At 61.3% G+C, this 17,475-nt stretch carries 15 protein-coding genes; 7 read left to right on the top strand and 8 right to left on the bottom strand.

Annotation, left to right across the window (positions count from 1 at the left end):
- Window positions 1-398 precede the first annotated feature (398 nt).
- The 5 genes from mnmE to rpmH form a co-directional block, all read right to left on the bottom strand.
- Window positions 399-1,769, bottom strand: a complete 1,371-nt coding sequence (mnmE, locus tag HU735_RS02315) for a tRNA uridine-5-carboxymethylaminomethyl(34) synthesis GTPase MnmE (protein WP_186712248.1) — start codon at window positions 1,767-1,769, stop codon at window positions 399-401.
- Window positions 1,770-1,856: 87 nt separating this feature from the next.
- Complete coding sequence (gene yidC / locus HU735_RS02310) at window positions 1,857-3,539, bottom strand: membrane protein insertase YidC (RefSeq protein ID WP_186712247.1); 1,683 nt, start codon at window positions 3,537-3,539, stop codon at window positions 1,857-1,859.
- A gap of 2 nt (window positions 3,540-3,541) precedes the next feature.
- Window positions 3,542-3,787, bottom strand: coding sequence for a membrane protein insertion efficiency factor YidD (gene yidD, locus HU735_RS02305; RefSeq protein WP_011536514.1), 246 nt, complete (start codon window positions 3,785-3,787; stop codon window positions 3,542-3,544).
- Complete coding sequence (rnpA, locus tag HU735_RS02300; protein ID WP_011536515.1) at window positions 3,780-4,181, bottom strand: ribonuclease P protein component; 402 nt, start codon at window positions 4,179-4,181, stop codon at window positions 3,780-3,782. Before rnpA ends, yidD begins: the two co-directional genes overlap by 8 nt.
- 13 nt (window positions 4,182-4,194) lie before the next feature.
- The gene (gene rpmH / locus HU735_RS02295) at window positions 4,195-4,329 is read right to left on the bottom strand and encodes a 50S ribosomal protein L34 (protein WP_003253163.1); all 135 of its coding nucleotides are present in this window, start codon (window positions 4,327-4,329) and stop codon (window positions 4,195-4,197) included.
- A 581-nt stretch (window positions 4,330-4,910) separates the two neighbouring features.
- On the opposite strand from rpmH, the gene dnaA reads away from it, so the two are divergent.
- From dnaA to gyrB, 4 genes are read left to right on the top strand one after another with little or no spacing between them, the layout of a single operon-like run.
- Window positions 4,911-6,437 (top strand): chromosomal replication initiator protein DnaA, encoded by a 1,527-nt coding sequence (gene dnaA / locus HU735_RS02290; RefSeq protein ID WP_186712246.1) that lies wholly within the window; start codon window positions 4,911-4,913, stop codon window positions 6,435-6,437.
- Between the two features lie 40 nt (window positions 6,438-6,477).
- Window positions 6,478-7,581 carry a DNA polymerase III subunit beta gene (dnaN, locus tag HU735_RS02285; RefSeq protein ID WP_050707605.1) on the top strand — a complete coding sequence of 368 codons (1,104 nt, stop codon included), beginning with the start codon at window positions 6,478-6,480 and terminating at the stop codon, window positions 7,579-7,581.
- Between the two features lie 15 nt (window positions 7,582-7,596).
- A complete protein-coding gene (gene recF, locus HU735_RS02280; RefSeq protein WP_186712245.1) occupies window positions 7,597-8,700 on the top strand; it encodes a DNA replication/repair protein RecF in 1,104 nt (367 codons plus the stop codon).
- A 4-nt stretch (window positions 8,701-8,704) separates the two neighbouring features.
- Window positions 8,705-11,125 carry a DNA topoisomerase (ATP-hydrolyzing) subunit B gene (gene gyrB / locus HU735_RS02275; protein WP_186712244.1) on the top strand — a complete coding sequence of 807 codons (2,421 nt, stop codon included), beginning with the start codon at window positions 8,705-8,707 and terminating at the stop codon, window positions 11,123-11,125.
- Window positions 11,126-11,207: 82 nt separating this feature from the next.
- On the opposite strand, the gene HU735_RS02270 is transcribed toward gyrB, so the two are convergent.
- Both HU735_RS02270 and HU735_RS02265 read right to left on the bottom strand, forming a co-directional pair.
- Window positions 11,208-11,876: a hypothetical protein gene (locus tag HU735_RS02270; protein ID WP_186712243.1), complete on the bottom strand. Its 669-nt coding sequence runs from the start codon at window positions 11,874-11,876 to the stop codon at window positions 11,208-11,210.
- A gap of 104 nt (window positions 11,877-11,980) precedes the next feature.
- Window positions 11,981-13,279 (bottom strand): sigma 54-interacting transcriptional regulator, encoded by a 1,299-nt coding sequence (locus HU735_RS02265; RefSeq protein WP_186712242.1) that lies wholly within the window; start codon window positions 13,277-13,279, stop codon window positions 11,981-11,983.
- Window positions 13,280-13,526: 247 nt separating this feature from the next.
- Here HU735_RS02265 and HU735_RS02260 point away from each other — a divergent pair, with 247 nt between their 5' ends.
- From HU735_RS02260 to HU735_RS02250, 3 genes are read left to right on the top strand one after another with little or no spacing between them, the layout of a single operon-like run.
- Window positions 13,527-14,411 carry an MBL fold metallo-hydrolase gene (locus tag HU735_RS02260; protein WP_186712241.1) on the top strand — a complete coding sequence of 295 codons (885 nt, stop codon included), beginning with the start codon at window positions 13,527-13,529 and terminating at the stop codon, window positions 14,409-14,411.
- A 41-nt stretch (window positions 14,412-14,452) separates the two neighbouring features.
- Window positions 14,453-15,733, top strand: coding sequence for an FAD/NAD(P)-binding oxidoreductase (locus HU735_RS02255; protein ID WP_186712240.1), 1,281 nt, complete (start codon window positions 14,453-14,455; stop codon window positions 15,731-15,733).
- The gene (locus HU735_RS02250; RefSeq protein ID WP_186712239.1) at window positions 15,730-16,548 is read left to right on the top strand and encodes a sulfite exporter TauE/SafE family protein; all 819 of its coding nucleotides are present in this window, start codon (window positions 15,730-15,732) and stop codon (window positions 16,546-16,548) included. The genes HU735_RS02255 and HU735_RS02250 overlap by 4 nt, the downstream gene beginning before the upstream one ends.
- Here the strand turns inward: HU735_RS02250 and HU735_RS02245 are convergent.
- Entirely contained in the window at window positions 16,537-17,424 is an 888-nt protein-coding gene (locus HU735_RS02245) for a LysR family transcriptional regulator (RefSeq protein WP_050707612.1), read from the bottom strand. The genes HU735_RS02250 and HU735_RS02245 overlap by 12 nt on opposite strands.
- Window positions 17,425-17,475: the final 51 nt, after the last annotated feature.

Raw genomic sequence — 17,475 nt, 5'->3', positions numbered from 1 at the left:
AAAGAGGAAAAATTTAAAAAAGCTTTGTTTTTATGTTTATGTTTAGGCAGCTATCCACATGTGGATAAGTGATCTAAGCCCTTTCACTGCGTGGCTTTGCCGGAATCATAACCCTGTGGCGTAGTGGGCCTGGGGGTTCTGGATAACGGCGTGTAACCTGTGGATTAAAGTATCGTTTACCCACAGGCGGGTTTGTCCTCAAAAAAAAAGGCCAGTTATCAACGGAGCTGATGGCGAGTTTTCCACAGAGCTCCTGAGCCTGAAATCTTGTCTGTGGATGACGTCGTCGCAGCTGCCTTACAGGTACTGCAGGCCAAGCCGGCGCTCGCGCTGCCCGAATCACAGGCAAAAAAAAGCCGCTCCAGACAGGAGCGGCCTTGTTATCGAAGGGCCGTGGACTATTTGCCGATGCAGAAGCTCGAGAAAATCCTGCCAAGCAGATCGTCCGAACTGAACGCCCCGGTGATTTCCCCCAGCGCCTGCTGAGCCTGGCGCAGATCCTCCGCCAGCAGCTCTCCGGCGCCCGCCAGGGTCAGCTGCGCCCGACCATGCTCCAGGTGCTCGCTGGCGTGGCGCAGCGCTTCCAGGTGCCGGCGACGGGCGCTGAAGCTGCTCTCCGCGGTCTGTTCATACCCCATGCAGGCCTTGAGGTGGTCACGCAGCAGATCCAGCCCCATGTCGTCTTCGCGGGCACTCAGGGTAATGGTTACGTGCCCATCCTCACTCTGCTCCATGCCGACATGCTCACCGCTCAAGTCGGCCTTGTTACGGATGAGCGTGACCTTTGCCACATCTGGCCGTTGGTCCAGGAACTCTGGCCACAGCGCAAAGGGATCACTGGCCTCCGGCGCGGTCGAGTCGACGACCAGCAGCACCCGATCGGCCTCGCCGATGGCCTTGAGCGCCCTTTCCACCCCGATCTTTTCCACATGGTCATCGGTATCGCGCAGACCGGCGGTGTCGACCACATGCAGCGGCATGCCATCGATGTGGATATGTTCGCGCAGGATGTCCCGGGTGGTGCCGGCGATATCGGTGACGATCGCGGCCTCGCGTCCGGCCAGCTGGTTGAGCAGGCTCGATTTGCCGGCGTTAGGCCGCCCGGCGATGACCACCGTCATGCCGTCGCGCAACAGGGCACCCTGCCCGGCCTCACGCTGCACTGTGGACAACTCGCTGCGCACGTCATCGAGCATGCGCAACACATGGCCGTCGGCGAGGAAGTCGATTTCTTCCTCAGGGAAATCGATAGCCGCTTCGACGTAGATGCGCAAGGCAATCAGCGCCTCGGTCAGCCCATGCACGCGCTTGGAGAACGCCCCTTGGAGAGAACGCAGGGCATTACGGGCAGCCTGCGTGGAGCTGGCTTCAATCAGGTCGGCGATGGCTTCGGCCTGGGCCAGGTCGAGCTTGTCGTTGAGGAACGCACGCTCGCTGAACTCGCCCGGGCGTGCCAACCGGCAGCCCAGTTGCAGGCAACGCTGCAGCAGCATGTCCATGACCACCGGCCCCCCGTGGCCCTGCAGCTCCAGCACGTCTTCGCCGGTGAAGGAGTTCGGCCCGGGGAAGAACAGCGCGATGCCTTCGTCCAGGACCAGGCCTTCGGCATCACGGAACGGGCCGTAGTGGGCATGGCGCGGGGTCAGCGTGCGGCCGGTGATGGCCTGCCCGGCCTGGCTGGCCAGCGGCCCGGACAAGCGGACGATGCCGACCCCGCCGCGGCCCTGGGCGGTAGCGATGGCGGCGATGGTTTCACGCACAGTGTTCATGCTCGAAAGCCTCTACAACGAATTCGTCAGATAGCAAAAACGCCCCACTAGGGGGCGTTTTTATTCACAGGCAAACAGGCTTGCCCGTCAAGCGGCAGCTTTCTTGGTCGCTGCCTCGATGCTGCGGGTGATGTACCACTGCTGCGCGATCGACAGGCAGTTGTTCACAACCCAGTACAGCACCAGACCGGCCGGGAACCACAGGAAGAAGAAGGTGAAGATGATCGGCATCATTTTCATCACCTTGGCCTGCATCGGATCCGGTGGGGTCGGGTTCAGACGCTGCTGGATGAACATGGTGGCGCCCATGATGATCGGCAGGATGAAGAACGGATCCTTGATCGACAGGTCGGTGATCCACAGCATCCACGGGGCTTGGCGCATCTCCACGCTTTCCAGCAGTACCCAGTACAGGGCCAGGAACACCGGCATCTGCACCAGGATCGGCAGGCAGCCGCCCAGCGGGTTGATCTTCTCTTTCTTGTACAGCTCCATCATCGCCTGGGACATCTTCTGGCGATCGTCGCCGAAGCGTTCCTTGAGCTGAGCCAGTTTCGGCGCCACGGCACGCATGCGCGCCATCGAGCGGTAGCTGGCGGCCGACAGCGGGAAGAACAGGCCTTTGATAAGCATGGTCAGGACGATGATCGACCAGCCCCAGTTGCCGAGCAGGCTGTGGATATGTTGCAGCAGCCAGAAGATCGGCTGGGCGATGAACCACAGGAAGCCGTAGTCGACGGTCAGTTCCAGGCCTGGGGACAGTTCCTTGAGCTTGGACTGGATCTTCGGACCTGCATACAGCATGGCGCTGGTTTCGACCTTGCCGCCGGCAGGGACGTCAAGCGCAGGGCCGGTGAAACCGATGATGTAGTTGCCCTGGCTGTCCTTGCGGGTCTGGACGGCGTTGTTGTCCGACTTGCTCGGGATCCAGGCGGTCACGAAGTAGTGCTGCAGCCAGGCGACCCAGCCGCCGGTCACATTTTCTTTCAAATTGCCCTTGTCGATGTCTTTCATCGACACTTTCTTGTACGGCTCGGAAGCTGTCCACAGGGCGGCGCCCAGGTAGGTGGCCGTACCGGTGGCAGTGCTCGACGACGGATCGGAGCTGGCGTCGCGCTTGAGCTGGGCAAACATGTTGCCGCTCCAGGCCTGGCCGCTCTGGTTGTCGATCAGGTAGCTGACGGTCAGGTCGTACTCACCGCGCTTGAAGCTGAAGCGCTTGATGTAGTTGACGCCGTTCTCGCTGAACTTCAGGTCTACGGACAGTTGGTCCTGACCGTCGGCAAGCTGGAAGCTCTTCTGTTCGGCGGCGTACAGCGGCCGACCAGTGGAGCGGGCGTCCGGGCCGTTGGTGCCGGTCAGGCCGCTCTGGGCCAGGTATACGCGCTCGCTGCCGTTGTCGAACAGCTGGAACGGAATGTCCGGATGGTCCTGGCGACGTGGGTACTTCGGCAGGTTCAGCTGGACGATGTCACCACCGACCGGGTCGATAGCCAGGTCCAGGACATCGGTCTTGATCCGGATCAGGTCCTTGCTGAGGGCGACCGGCGCCAGTTCAGCAGGGCTGGATTCAGCATTGGCGCTCGGCACATCGGCGCTTGCACCGGAGTTGCCGGCCGGCACGGTGTCCGGCAGGGCCGGGGCAGCATTGCTGGCAGCAGCATTCTGAGTCGGCAGGGCAGCCTGGCCATAGTCCTGGTTCCACTTGAGGACCATGACATAGGACACGATTGCCAGGGCGACGATCAGGATCGTGCGTTTAATATCCATGATTACTCGGCTATCGAAGAAGTTCGGGAGGAAGGAGCAGGTGGAACGGGATCGAAACCGCCATCGTTCCACGGATGACAACGCCCCAGGCGACGAACGGCCAGCCACCCACCACGCAAGAGGCCATGATTTTCGATGGCTTCATAGGCGTAACAGGAACAGCTGGGATAGAAACGACAGTGACTGGCCATCAGTGGACTGATGGCGTAACGGTAGAACTGGATCGGAACGAGGGCCAGTTTACGCATTGTGACTGTCTACCCCTGCGGAATCGGCGACCGCTGGAGAGGGCCGACTGCGGACCAGTCGCTTCCAGAGCTTGCCAAAGTGTTGGTGCAATTCTGGGTTTTCCACTTCGCCCAACCCCTTGCGTGCAACGATCACGATATCCAGTCCAGCCAGCATCTGCTGGTTCAACCGGAACGAATCGCGCATCAGGCGTTTCAGGCGATTGCGTTGAACGGCGAGCTTGACGCTCTTCTTGCCGATCACCAGGCCGAGGCGTGGATGATCGAGGCCGTTCTCGCGGGCAAGGATAAGCAGGTTTTTCCCTGGAACCTTGCCGGTTGGGGAGTCGAAGACCGCTTTGAAATGCCGGGGTGTAAGCAGTCGCTTGTCCCGACTGAAGTCCTGACTCACCACCTGTGCCGAAAAATCAAATGGCCAGACGCTTACGGCCTTTGGCACGGCGACGCGACAGAACGGCACGGCCGTTCTTGGTAGCCATACGGGCACGGAAACCGTGGGTGCGGGCGCGCTTGATGGTGCTTGGTTGGAAAGTACGTTTCATGGCGTGTTACCTGGGTTGGTCGACAACGGGCCGGAAGGGCCCCCTTTTTAAGAGATCGGCGATTCTAGAGAAAGCAAGCCGATAGGTCAATTTCCAACCAGCCTTTCCTTATGGAAGGTCGAGCCAGGTCGATGGGCGTCATATCGACCTGGCTAACCTGAAAGCGGGCAAATCAAAAAAACAGAAGAGGCATATAAAAAGCTTTTCTGAAGAACTTATAGAGCTTAGGTGGATAACCTTCTGTGGATAACCTACTACAGGCCACGAGTGACGGTCTGTACAGAAAATCACAACCTTGTCGGTAAGGGGTGTTCTGTCTGTGTCCCACATGAGGAAAACCTGTGCGGGAACAGGTAGTTTATCCACAGATGATTTATCCACAGATCTGAACCCAGGGTTGTGCATAGCCCACAGGTGACGTTATCCACAGGGCTTATCAACCGTGCATGGAGGGTGTTCAAGTCGTTTTTTGGCGGATTTACCATGATAGTGGGTGGCGTCACGTGTGGATAACTGACCGCCCGCCCGGTACAATGGCGGTTTGTTTTTGCCTCATCCGGCTTTCAACTCAGGGGATATCCGTGTCAGTGGAACTTTGGCAGCAGTGCGTGGAGCTTCTGCGCGATGAGCTGCCTGCCCAGCAATTCAACACCTGGATCCGTCCGCTACAGGTCGAAGCCGAAGGCGACGAGTTGCGCGTCTATGCGCCCAACCGCTTCGTGCTCGACTGGGTCAATGAAAAGTACCTTGGCCGCCTGCTCGAACTGCTGGGTGAACAGGGCAGCGGTATTGCACCTGCCCTTTCCTTATTAATAGGCAGCCGTCGCAGCTCCGCAGCCCGTGCCGCACCCAACGCCCCTGTCAGTGCCGCCGTCGCGGCAACCCTCGCGCAACAGGCGCAGGTGCAGCAGCCAGCGCCTGTACTCGAGCCTGTCAGCGCACCCGTGGTGGAGCCGGCACAGGTTGCCGAAGTCGAGGAGCCCTCTTCGCGCGACAGCTTCGACAGCATGGCCGAGATCGCGACCGCTCCGGTTGCCAGCGGTCGCACCGAGCAGCGCACGGTGCAGGTCGAGGGTGCCCTGAAGCACACCAGCTACCTGAACCGCACTTTCACCTTCGAAACCTTCGTCGAAGGCAAGTCGAACCAACTGGCTCGCGCCGCGGCCTGGCAGGTTGCCGACAACCCCAAGCACGGCTACAACCCACTGTTCCTTTATGGTGGCGTCGGCCTGGGTAAGACGCACTTGATGCACGCTGTGGGTAACCACCTGCTGAAGAAGAATCCGAACGCCAAGGTGGTCTACCTGCATTCGGAGCGCTTCGTTGCCGACATGGTCAAGGCGCTGCAGCTGAACGCGATCAACGAATTCAAACGCTTCTACCGTTCGGTCGATGCGTTGCTGATCGACGACATCCAGTTCTTCGCCCGCAAGGAGCGTTCCCAGGAAGAGTTTTTCCACACCTTCAACGCCCTGCTCGAGGGGGGCCAGCAGGTGATCCTCACCAGCGACCGCTACCCGAAGGAAATCGAAGGCCTGGAAGAGCGCCTGAAGTCCCGCTTCGGCTGGGGCCTGACGGTGGCCGTCGAGCCGCCGGAGCTGGAAACCCGCGTGGCGATCCTGATGAAGAAGGCCGACCAGGCCAAGGTCGATCTGCCGCATGATGCAGCGTTCTTCATCGCCCAGCGTATCCGCTCCAACGTGCGTGAGCTCGAAGGTGCCCTGAAGCGGGTGATCGCTCACTCGCACTTCATGGGCCGCGACATCACCATCGAGCTGATCCGTGAATCGCTCAAGGATCTTTTGGCGCTGCAGGACAAGCTGGTCAGTGTGGATAACATCCAGCGCACCGTGGCCGAGTACTACAAGATCAAGATCTCCGATCTGCTGTCCAAGCGACGTTCGCGCTCCGTGGCGCGTCCTCGCCAAGTGGCCATGGCGTTGTCGAAAGAGCTGACCAACCACAGTCTGCCGGAGATCGGCGACATGTTCGGCGGCCGCGACCACACCACCGTGCTGCACGCCTGCCGCAAGATCAACGAATTGAAGGAATCCGACGCGGACATCCGCGAGGACTACAAGAACCTGCTGCGCACGCTGACGACCTGATGGCCGTCTGCGCAGCTAATTGAAGGCAAGGGACTAGACCATGCATTTCACCATTCAACGCGAAGCCCTGTTGAAACCCCTGCAACTGGTCGCAGGCGTCGTCGAGCGCCGCCAGACCTTGCCGGTCCTGTCCAACGTCCTGCTGGTCGTGCAAGGCCAGCAGCTGTCGTTGACCGGTACCGACCTGGAAGTCGAACTGGTTGGCCGCGTCCAGCTGGAAGAGCCTGCGGAGCCGGGCGAGATCACCGTTCCGGCGCGCAAGCTGATGGACATCTGCAAGAGCCTGCCCAGCGATGTCCTGATCGACATCAAGGTCGACGAGCAGAAGCTGTTGGTCAAGGCTGGCCGCAGCCGTTTCACCCTGTCCACCCTGCCGGCCAATGACTTCCCGACCGTGGAAGAAGGCCCGGGCTCGCTGACCTGCAACCTTGAACAGAGCAAGCTGCGCCGTCTGATCGAGCGCACCAGCTTCGCCATGGCCCAGCAGGATGTGCGCTACTACCTCAACGGCATGCTGCTGGAAGTCTCCACCGACACCCTGCGCGCCGTCGCCACCGATGGCCACCGTCTGGCGCTGTGCGCCATGCAGGCACCGATCGGCCAGGCTGAGCGTCACCAGGTCATCGTGCCGCGCAAGGGTATCCTCGAGCTGGCGCGCCTGCTCACCGATCCGGAAGGCATGGTCAGCATCGTCCTGGGCCAGCATCACATTCGCGCCACCACCGGTGAGTTCACCTTCACCTCGAAGCTGGTCGACGGCAAGTTCCCGGACTACGAGCGCGTCTTGCCCAAGGGCGGCGACAAGCTGGTGATCGGTGATCGTCAGGCGCTGCGCGAGGCGTTCAGCCGTACCGCGATCCTGTCCAACGAGAAGTACCGCGGCATCCGTCTGCAACTGGCTGCCGGCCAGCTGAAGATCCAGGCCAACAACCCGGAGCAGGAAGAAGCGGAAGAAGAGATCAGCGTCGACTACAACGGCAGCTCGCTCGAGATCGGTTTCAACGTCAGCTACCTGCTGGATGTGCTGGGCGTCATGACCACCGAACAGGTTCGCCTGATTCTGTCCGACTCCAACAGCAGCGCCCTGCTGCAGGAAGCCGGCAATGACGACTCGTCCTACGTTGTCATGCCGATGCGTCTGTAACCCAAAGCAGGCGACATGTCCCTTCGACGTCTCTCGGTCACCGCGGTGCGCAACCTGCACCCGGTGACCCTCTCACCCTCCCCCCGCATCAACATCCTTTACGGCGCCAACGGCAGCGGCAAGACCAGCGTGCTCGAAGCCGTGCACCTGCTGGGGCTCGCCCGCTCGTTCCGAAGCACCCGGTTGAACCCGGTGATTCAGTACGAGCAGCCGATCTGCACGGTGTTCGGTCAGGTTGAACTGGCCGAAGGCGGTACCAGCAACCTGGGTGTTTCTCGGGAGCGTCAGGGTGATTTCACCATCCGTATCGACGGACAGAATGCGCGCAGCGCCGCGCAACTGGCCGAGATGCTGCCCCTGCAACTGATCAACCCGGACAGTTTCCGCCTGCTCGAAGGTGCGCCCAAGGTGCGCCGGCAGTTCCTCGATTGGGGCGTGTTCCACGTGGAACCTCGTTTCATGGCGACCTGGCAGCGCCTGCAGAAGGCCCTGCGGCAGCGGAACTCATGGCTGCGGCATGGTACACTTGATGCCGTTTCGCAAGCCGCCTGGGATCGGGAGTTATGTCTCGCCAGTGCGGAAATAGATGAATACCGTCGCAACTACATCAAGGCCTTGAAGCCTGTCTTCGAGCGTACCCTGAGCGAGCTGGTCGAACTGGACGGGCTGACCCTGAGCTACTACCGAGGTTGGGACAAGGACCGGGAACTGAACGAAGTCCTCGCAACCTCTCTCCTTCGCGATCAGCAGATGGGCCATACCCAGGCCGGGCCACAACGTGCCGATCTGCGCCTGCGTTTGGGCGCGAACAACGCGGCCGACATCCTCTCGCGAGGGCAGCAGAAGCTGGTGGTCTGTGCCCTGCGCATCGCCCAGGGACATCTGGTCAGCCAGGTTCGTCGCGGTCAGTGTATTTATCTGGTGGATGACTTGCCGTCCGAGTTGGACGAGCAGCACCGCCGCGCCCTGTGCCGCTTGCTTGAAGAATTGAACTGCCAGGTGTTCATCACCTGTGTAGACCACGAATTTCTGAGGGAAGGCTGGCAGACGGAAACGCCAGTCGCCTTGTTCCACGTGGAACAGGGCCGTATCACCCAGACCCACGACCATCGGGAGTGAAGGCATGAGCGAAAATCAAACGTACGACTCCTCCAGCATCAAGGTGCTGAAAGGGCTGGATGCCGTACGCAAGCGTCCCGGCATGTACATTGGCGACACCGATGACGGCAGCGGCCTGCACCACATGGTGTTCGAGGTGGTCGACAACTCGATCGACGAAGCCCTGGCCGGGCACTGCGATGACATCACCGTCATCATTCACCCGGACGAATCCATCAGCGTCCGCGACAATGGCCGTGGTATTCCGGTCGACGTGCATAAAGAAGAAGGTGTTTCCGCGGCCGAGGTCATCATGACCGTGTTGCACGCCGGCGGTAAGTTCGACGACAACTCTTACAAGGTATCCGGCGGTCTGCACGGCGTAGGTGTCTCGGTGGTGAACGCCCTGTCCGAGCAACTGGTGCTCACCGTTCGTCGTAGCGGCAAGATCTGGGAACAGACCTACGTCCATGGCGTGCCACAGGCGCCGATGGCGGTCGTCGGTGAAAGCGAAACCACCGGTACCCACATTCACTTCAAGCCTTCGGCTGAAACCTTCAAGAACATCCACTTCAGCTGGGACATTCTCGCCAAGCGTATCCGCGAGCTGTCGTTCCTGAACTCGGGCGTTGGCATCCTGCTGAAGGATGAGCGCAGCGGCAAGGAAGAGTTCTTCAAGTACGAAGGCGGCCTGCGTGCATTCGTTGAATACCTGAACACCAACAAGACCCCGGTCAACTCCCAGGTCTTCCACTTCAACGTCCAGCGTGACGATGGCGTGGGTGTCGAAGTCGCCCTGCAGTGGAACGACAGCTTCAACGAAAACCTGCTGTGCTTCACCAACAACATTCCCCAGCGCGACGGTGGTACCCACCTGGTCGGCTTCCGTTCCTCGCTGACCCGTAGCCTGAACAGCTACATCGAGCAGGAAGGCCTGGCGAAGAAGAACAAGGTCGCCACTACCGGTGACGACGCCCGTGAAGGTTTGACCGCGATCATCTCGGTCAAGGTACCGGATCCGAAGTTCAGCTCGCAGACCAAGGACAAGCTGGTTTCCTCGGAGGTGAAGACCGCCGTGGAACAAGAGATGAACAAGTACTTCGCCGACTTCCTGTTGGAGAACCCCAACGAAGCCAAGGCCGTGGTCGGCAAGATGATTGACGCCGCCCGTGCCCGTGAAGCGGCGCGTAAAGCCCGTGAGATGACCCGCCGCAAAGGCGCGCTGGACATCGCCGGCCTGCCGGGCAAACTGGCCGACTGCCAGGAGAAGGACCCTGCCCTTTCCGAACTGTACCTGGTGGAGGGTGACTCCGCGGGTGGTTCGGCCAAGCAAGGCCGCAACCGTCGCACCCAGGCGATCCTGCCGCTCAAGGGCAAGATCCTCAACGTCGAGAAAGCGCGCTTCGACAAGATGATCTCTTCCCAGGAGGTCGGCACGCTGATCACCGCACTGGGTTGTGGCATCGGCCGCGAAGAGTACAACATCGACAAGCTGCGTTATCACAACATCATCATCATGACCGATGCTGACGTCGACGGTTCGCACATCCGTACCCTGCTGCTGACCTTCTTCTTCCGTCAGCTGCCGGAGCTGGTCGAGCGTGGCTACATCTATATCGCCCAGCCGCCGCTGTACAAGGTGAAGAAAGGCAAGCAGGAGCAGTACATCAAGGACGACGAGGCCATGGAAGAGTACATGACCCAGTCGGCCCTGGAAGATGCCAGCCTGCACCTTGACGAGTCCGCGCCAGCCGTTTCCGGCGTGCAGCTCGAGGCGCTGGTCAACGAATTCCGTGCGGTGATGAAGACCCTCAAGCGTCTGTCGCGCCTGTACCCGGAAGAGCTGACCGAGCACTTCATCTACCTGCCAAAGGTCTCCCTCGAGCAATTGGCTGACAAGGCGCAGATGGATGGTTGGCTGAAGGCGTTCCAGCAGCGTCTGGATAATAGCCAGCGTTCTGGTCTGGCTTACAAGGCCGACCTGCACGAAGACAAGGAGCGCAACCTCTGGCTGCCTGTCGTTGAAACGACCTCCCATGGTTTGGCCAGTTATGTCACCTTCAACCGTGATTTCTTCGGTAGCAATGACTACAAGACAGTGGTTGCCCTGGGTGAAAAGCTGGGTACCTTGCTGGGCGACGGCGCCTATGTTCAGCGTGGCGAACGTCGCAAGGCGGTCACCGAGTTCAAGGAAGCCCTCGACTGGCTGATGAACGAGAGCACCAAGCGCCACACCATCCAGCGATACAAAGGGCTGGGTGAGATGAACCCGGACCAGCTGTGGGAAACCACCATGGACCCGACCGTGCGCCGCATGCTCAAGGTGACTATCGAGGACGCCATTGCCGCCGACCAGCTGTTCAACACCCTGATGGGTGATGCGGTCGAGCCGCGTCGCGACTTCATCGAAAGCAACGCGCTGTCGGTGTCCAACCTGGACTTCTGATCACTCGGGCGACGCCATCAAAAAAGCCAATACGCGAGTATTGGCTTTTTTTTGCCCGTCTGATGATGATCGGCTGTTTACATCACGGCCCAACGGATTTGTAGAGGTAGCCTTTGTCCGGCACACAGACTCCGATTCGCACAGGCTGCGGTGTCTTCACCGGACCATTGCCAGTCAGCTCGCTGACTGAGACTTTGCAAGACGAGGACATGAAGCTTTCGTCTACGGTGATGTATCTGACTTCATAGTCCTTCCCCGCTTGTGGTACGAGGTAGACTGGTTTTGGGTAGCACCAGGCTTTTCCTTGGTCAGATACAGCGTGGTAACCCAAGCTCAGGACGATGGGTTTGCCAGCCGGGATCACATGCTCGTTGTAACCTACCCGGTCGTTCTTCAGCTCTTCTGTCGTTGTCGAAGCGGGAATACCGATAGTGCGGTTGATGTAGTCTTCTTCGACCATTCCCAACAGATCGACCCTTCTCCAAAGCATGTACTGCTTGGTAGAGGTGCGATCTTTGAACGTCACAGTGAGCGAATTGCCTTCCTTGGTTTCGAGGGGGCGGTACTGTTCACAAGTTGCATTGGCCTGATAGGACCCGGTGATCTCCGGAGACGTAAAGGCGCGAATGCGAGCTGTAGTAGCGGGGTCGTACTTGGCCGTCTCGGCCTCGTTTCGAATGTTGGTTTTTTCATAGAAGCTGCAGCCCTGCAGAGCTGCTGCAACTAAGGCCAAGCCGATGATCTTTTTCAACGTTCTCTCCGTGACCCAGGGCAAAGCTCGCAATCTTCCTTGAGCCGCGATATCAAAACAATACTATTCAGCAGCGTTCTCGTTGAATGTTCCACGTGGAACGCTCAAAGCCCTAGTGATTTGAGACGGCGATAGAGAGTCCGCTCACTCATGCCCAGATGTGCCGCCAGCTCGTTACGTGATCCTTTGAAGGTCTCCAAGGCATGCGCCAGCTCGGCCATTTCATTGCGTCCGCGACGGCCGAAATGGCTCTGATCTGCCACTGGATGGATGTCTTCGGGCAGATGCTCTGGGCGAATAAAACCGTCATCGGCGAACAGCCTGGCCCGTTCCAGGATGTTCCTGAGCTCACGAATGTTGCCTGGGAAGGTATGCAGGTTGAGGCACTCGAGTGCTTCGGCGGTAACCTTGGGCGCATGCTTTCCGGCCATGCGTTGCAGCAGGCTCTCACAGAGCAACGGTAAATCCTCGCCTCGCTCACGTAGTGACGGCAGGCGAATCGGGAATCCGCTGATACGGTAATACAGGTCTTCACGGAACGTCCCTTCGGCGGCCATCTCCTTCAATGGCTTGTGCGTGGCCGAGACCAGGCGAAAATCCGAATGGACCGTGCGCGTGCTGCCGACCGGGCGGAAGCTGCCGGACTCGATCAGGCGCAGCAGTTTCACCTGCATCGCCAGCGGTACTTCACCAATCTCATCAAGGAACAGGGTGCCACCGTGAGCAGCCTCGGCCAGGCCGATCTTGCGTTGAGTCGCGCCGGTGAAGGCGCCCTTCTCATAGCCGAACAGTTCACTCTCGAACAACGACTCGGTCAGCCCGGTGCAATCCACCACCACCAGGGGGCCATTGGCTCGGGGGCTGCCCAGGTGCAAGGCGCGGGCGAACAGCTCCTTGCCCGTGCCCGACTCGCCCTGGAGCAGTACCGGAATCTGCGCAGGGGCTGCACGTTGCAAACTGGCCACGGCGGTCTTGAAGGCTGGTGCCCGGCCAACCAGTCCTTGTTGTTGAGGTTGTGCCGATGCCAGGGTGACGCTGGTCAGGCGTTCGACGAAGGCTACCACCCTGCCCTCGTCATCGAGGATCGGGCGCAGTTCCACATCCACATGTTCCGGCCCTCGCGGGGTGTGATGGATGTGCAGCACACGCTCGGGCACCTTGCTGTCCAGCGACTTGCGCAGCGGGCAATGTTCCCCGGCCTGGTCGCAGGGCACGGCATAGTGGTGCGAGACCCGGTGGCATTTTTCGCCGATCGGCGCGTGCTCCTCGTTGCCGAACTGGCGACGGTACGCCGCGTTGGCAGCCAGGATGTTGTAGTCGGTATCCAGCACGATGCTGGGCAGCACATCGTGTTCGAGATAGGACACCAGCGCGAGGATCGCGGGATGGGAAGCGGCTAGCATGACAGCACCAGATGAAGGACCTGGCGAGGGTAGCAAGGACTGCCAAACACTGCCATCGGCTGACAGTCGACTGCCAGGAACTGTCACCTTTGCTTGGCAGGAATGGGGCTGCTGCGCGGCCCATCGCGGCACGAGGCCGCTCCTGCAAGGGGACGGCGTCCTATCTGAAAGGCTGGCATGTATCTTGATAAAGCACCCTTCACTGCCTATGCCTTCAAGGAGGCTTGGTGGATAACTGGAGAGTGCAATGATCATCGGCAACAACCTTCACGTCGAAGCATTCTTCGACAAGGCGACCTGGACCATCAGCTACCTGGTCATGGATGGCGAGACCCGCCAATGCGCGCTGATCGACAGCGTGCTGGACTACGACCCCAAGTCCGGGCGCACCTGCACCGATTCGGCGGACAAGCTGATCGCCCGCGTCGAAGCGCTGGGCGCAAAGGTGCAATGGATTCTGGACACCCATGTGCACGCCGACCATCTGTCTGCGGCGGCCTACCTCAAGGAGCGGCTTGGCGGCAGCATCGCGATCGGTGCGCAGATCACCCAGGTGCAAAAAGTCTTCGGCACCTTGTTCAACGCCGAGCCGGGTTTTGCCCGCGACGGCAGCCAGTTCGACGTCCTGTTCGAAGATGAAGAGGGATTTCGCATCGGCAACCTGCATGCCCGTGCCCTACACACCCCAGGGCATACCCCGGCGTGCATGAGCTACATGGTCGAGGACGCGGGCGAGACCGCCGTGTTCGTCGGCGACACCTTGTTCACCCCCGACTATGGCACCGCCCGTTGCGACTTTCCGGGCGCCAGCGCGCGAACCCTGTACCAGTCGATCCGGCGCCTGCTCGCCTTCCCCGACCAGACCCGGCTGTTCATGTGCCACGACTACCTGCCCGGTGGCCGTGAGCTGCGCTTCGTCACCACCGTGGCCGAGCAACGCGCCGACAACATCCATATCCATGAAGGGGTCAGCGAAGACAGCTTCGTGCAGATGCGCGAAGCCCGTGACAAGACCCTCGACATGCCCGTGCTGATCCTGCCGTCGGTGCAGATCAACATGCGCAGCGGGCAATTCCCCGAACCTGAAGCCAACGGTGTGAGCTACCTGAAGATCCCGCTGAACAAGCTGTAAGCCACGCCGTACCCATAACGAGATTTCCAAGGAACACCGCCATGCCTGCCTTGCTGTCCCCTGTCGATTCCTCCCGTGCCGACCACCACAAGGTGGTGATCGTCGGCGCCGGTGCCGCCGGTATCGCCACCGCCTCCAGCCTGATCGCCCGTGACCCGTCGCTGGACATTGCCCTGATCGACCCCGCCGACGTGCACTACTACCAGCCTGGCTGGACCATGGTCGGTGCCGGTGTTTTCAAGGCGCCGAGCACCGCCCAGACCATGGCGGCCACCCTGCCCCGTGGCGTGCGCTGGATCAAGGCACGGGTGGAGGGCTTCGACCCTCAGGGGCAACTGGTGGTGCTCGAGGACGGGCGTGCGGTCAGCTATGAGCAACTGGTGGTCTGCCCGGGATTGAAACTCGATTGGAACGCCATCGAGGGTTTGAGCGAGACGCTCGGACGCAACGGCGTCACCTCCAACTACCGCTACGACCTGGCGCCCTACACCTGGCAACTGGTGCAGAACCTCAAGCAGGGGCGCGCCCTCTTCACCCAGCCGCCGATGCCGATCAAATGCGCCGGTGCGCCGCAGAAGGCGCTTTACCTGTCCTGCGATCACTGGTTGCGAAACGGGCACCTGGGCAATGTCAGGGCCAGCTTCTTCAATGCCGGTGCGGTGCTGTTCGGCGTACCGGACTATGTGCCAGCACTGATGAGCTACATCGACAAGTACGGCGTGGACCTGAACTACCAGCATCGCCTGACGGCGGTGGATGGTCCGAACAAGCGCGCCACGTTCATTCGTACCCTCCCCGACGGCAGCACCGAGACCCGGGTCGAGGCCTTCGACATGCTGCATGTGGTGCCGCCCCAGGTGGCGCCTGACTTCATCCGCCAGAGCCCGCTGGCCGATGCGGCGGGCTGGGTGGATGTCGACCCGCATACCCTGCGTCATCGCCAGTTCGGCAATGTCCACGCGCTGGGTGACGTGGTCAATACCAGCAACGCCAAGACCGCCGCCGCCGCCCGCAAGCAGGCGCCGGTGGTGGCCAACAATGTGCTGGTGGCACTCGGTCGCCTGTCGACCCTGGCCCAGTACGATGGCTACGGCTCCTGTCCTTTGACGGTCGAGCGCGGCAAGATCGTCCTGGCCGAGTTCACCTATGGCGGCAAGGTGGCGCCGAGCTTCCCGCGCTGGCTGCTCGATGGCCGCAAGCCAACCCGCCTGGCCTGGTTGCTCAAGGCGCAGATCCTGCCGCCGCTGTACTGGAAGGCCATGCTCAAGGGCCGCGAATGGCTGGCCCGGCCGCAACCTCTGGTGGTCGAGGCGCAGCAGTGATCGAACACCAACTGCTGGGCGCCGGGCTCGGCGCGATCATTGGCGCGGTGCTTGCCCTGACCGGCGCCGGCGGTGGCATCCTGGCGGTGCCGCTGCTGGTGTTCGGCCTGGGGCTGAGCATGGTCGAGGCGGCGCCGATCGGCCTGCTGGCCGTGGGGTTGGCGGCGTCGGTTGGTGCGGTGCTCGGCCTGCGCCAGGGATTGGTGCGCTACCGGGCGGCCGCGTTCATCGCGGTGATCGGGATTGCCTGCGCGCCATTCGGCCTGATGCTCGCCCATCGTTTGCCCAACACGCCGTTGGCCTTGGTGTTCGCCGGGGTGCTGGTGTACGCCTGCCTGCGGATCTGGCGCAAGGCGGCGCGTGAACTGCGTGGCGAGTCGCCCTGTGGGGAGCGGGAGATCATGCCCTGCGTGCTCAACCCGCTGCAGGGGCGCTTGCGCTGGACCCTGCCCTGCGCCCGGGCGCTAGCATTTACCGGGATGCTGTCGGGTCTGCTGTCAGGCCTGTTGGGCGTCGGTGGTGGATTCGTGATCATCCCGGCGCTGAACCGCTATACCAACCTGAACATGAAAAGCATCGTCGCCACCTCGCTGGCGGTGATCGCCCTGGTGTCCACCGGCAGCGTGGTCAGCGCCAGCGTGGCGGGGGTGATGCACTGGTGGGTCGGGGCGCCGTTCGCCGTGGGGGCGGTGCTGGGCCTGCTGCTGGCGCGGCCGTTGGCGAGCAAGCTGGCCGGCCCGCGCCTGCAGCAGCTGTTCGCCGTGGTGGGCTGTGGCGCTGCGGTACTGTTGGCCGGTAAGGCGCTACTCGGCTAGCAACTCGTCCTGCTCGGCGGCGCACAGCGCCAGCAGGTAGTCCCACACCACCCGCAGGCGTACAGACTTGTGCAGCTCGCGGCGGGTGCAGATCCAGTAGCTGCGCTGGATGGTCTCGCTGGGCAGCACGCGCACCAGCTTCGGATCGTGGCGGGCCATGTAGTTGGGCAGCACGGCGATGCCCAGACCGGCCTGGGCAGCATGCTGCTGGGCGATCACGCTGGTGCTGCGGAACACCACGTTGGGCGCCCGGCAGAAGCTGTTGAGGAACAGCAGCTCCTGGCTGAACAGCAGGTCGTCGACATAGCCGATCCAGCTGTGCCGGGCCAGGTCTTCGCGGCTGTGCAGCGGTGGTGCGCGGTCCAGGTAGTCCTGGCTGGCGTACAGGGCAAGGCGGTAATCGGTGAGCTTGCGGGTGATCAGCAGGTCGGCGTTGGGGCGTTCCAGGTGGATGCTGATCTCGGCTTCGCGGTTGAGGATGCTGACGAACCGCGGCACCGCCACCAGCTCCACTTCGAGCCCCGGGTAGCGCTGGAACAAGGCCTTCATGCGCGGGGTGAAGAACATGATGCCGATGCCTTCGGTCACCCCCAGGCGGATCTTGCCCAGTGGCGTGATGGCCTGGGTGATTTCTTCCTGCGCCAGCAGGGCAACGTTCTCCATGGCTTCGGCGTGCTTGAGCAGGGCCTGGCCGGAGGGTGTGAGTTCGTAGCCTTGGGCGTGCTGGACGAACAGCGCGGTGCCCAGGTGCTTTTCGATGCTCTCGATATGCCGGGCCACGGTGCTGTGGGTGGTGTTGAGGCGCTTGGCGGCGGTAAGCAGGCGGCCGCTGCGCTGCAACTCGAGGAAAAACCGCAGATCGTTCCAGTCGAACATGCTGATCCTTTTGCCTTTCGGATGCCGCAGATCCCTGTGTAGGAGCGGCCT

Source organism: Pseudomonas sp. BW16M2 (assembly GCF_014268865.1).
Classification (GTDB): Bacteria; Pseudomonadota; Gammaproteobacteria; order Pseudomonadales; family Pseudomonadaceae; genus Aquipseudomonas; species Aquipseudomonas peradeniyensis.
This window is presented reverse-complemented; position numbering and strand designations above follow the sequence as displayed.

Coding starts and splice junctions, on each gene's coding strand:
- mnmE (WP_186712248.1), bottom strand. CDS start 1,769: ATGAACACTGTGCGTGAAACCATCGCCGCCATCGCTACCGCCCAGGGC.
- yidD (WP_011536514.1), bottom strand. CDS start 3,787: ATGCGTAAACTGGCCCTCGTTCCGATCCAGTTCTACCGTTACGCCATC.
- HU735_RS02265 (WP_186712242.1), bottom strand. CDS start 13,279: ATGCTAGCCGCTTCCCATCCCGCGATCCTCGCGCTGGTGTCCTATCTC.
- recF (WP_186712245.1), top strand. CDS start 7,597: ATGTCCCTTCGACGTCTCTCGGTCACCGCGGTGCGCAACCTGCACCCG.
- yidC (WP_186712247.1), bottom strand. CDS start 3,539: ATGGATATTAAACGCACGATCCTGATCGTCGCCCTGGCAATCGTGTCC.
- HU735_RS02255 (WP_186712240.1), top strand. CDS start 14,453: ATGCCTGCCTTGCTGTCCCCTGTCGATTCCTCCCGTGCCGACCACCAC.
- HU735_RS02260 (WP_186712241.1), top strand. CDS start 13,527: ATGATCATCGGCAACAACCTTCACGTCGAAGCATTCTTCGACAAGGCG.
- dnaN (WP_050707605.1), top strand. CDS start 6,478: ATGCATTTCACCATTCAACGCGAAGCCCTGTTGAAACCCCTGCAACTG.
- gyrB (WP_186712244.1), top strand. CDS start 8,705: ATGAGCGAAAATCAAACGTACGACTCCTCCAGCATCAAGGTGCTGAAA.
- HU735_RS02245 (WP_050707612.1), bottom strand. CDS start 17,424: ATGTTCGACTGGAACGATCTGCGGTTTTTCCTCGAGTTGCAGCGCAGC.
- rpmH (WP_003253163.1), bottom strand. CDS start 4,329: ATGAAACGTACTTTCCAACCAAGCACCATCAAGCGCGCCCGCACCCAC.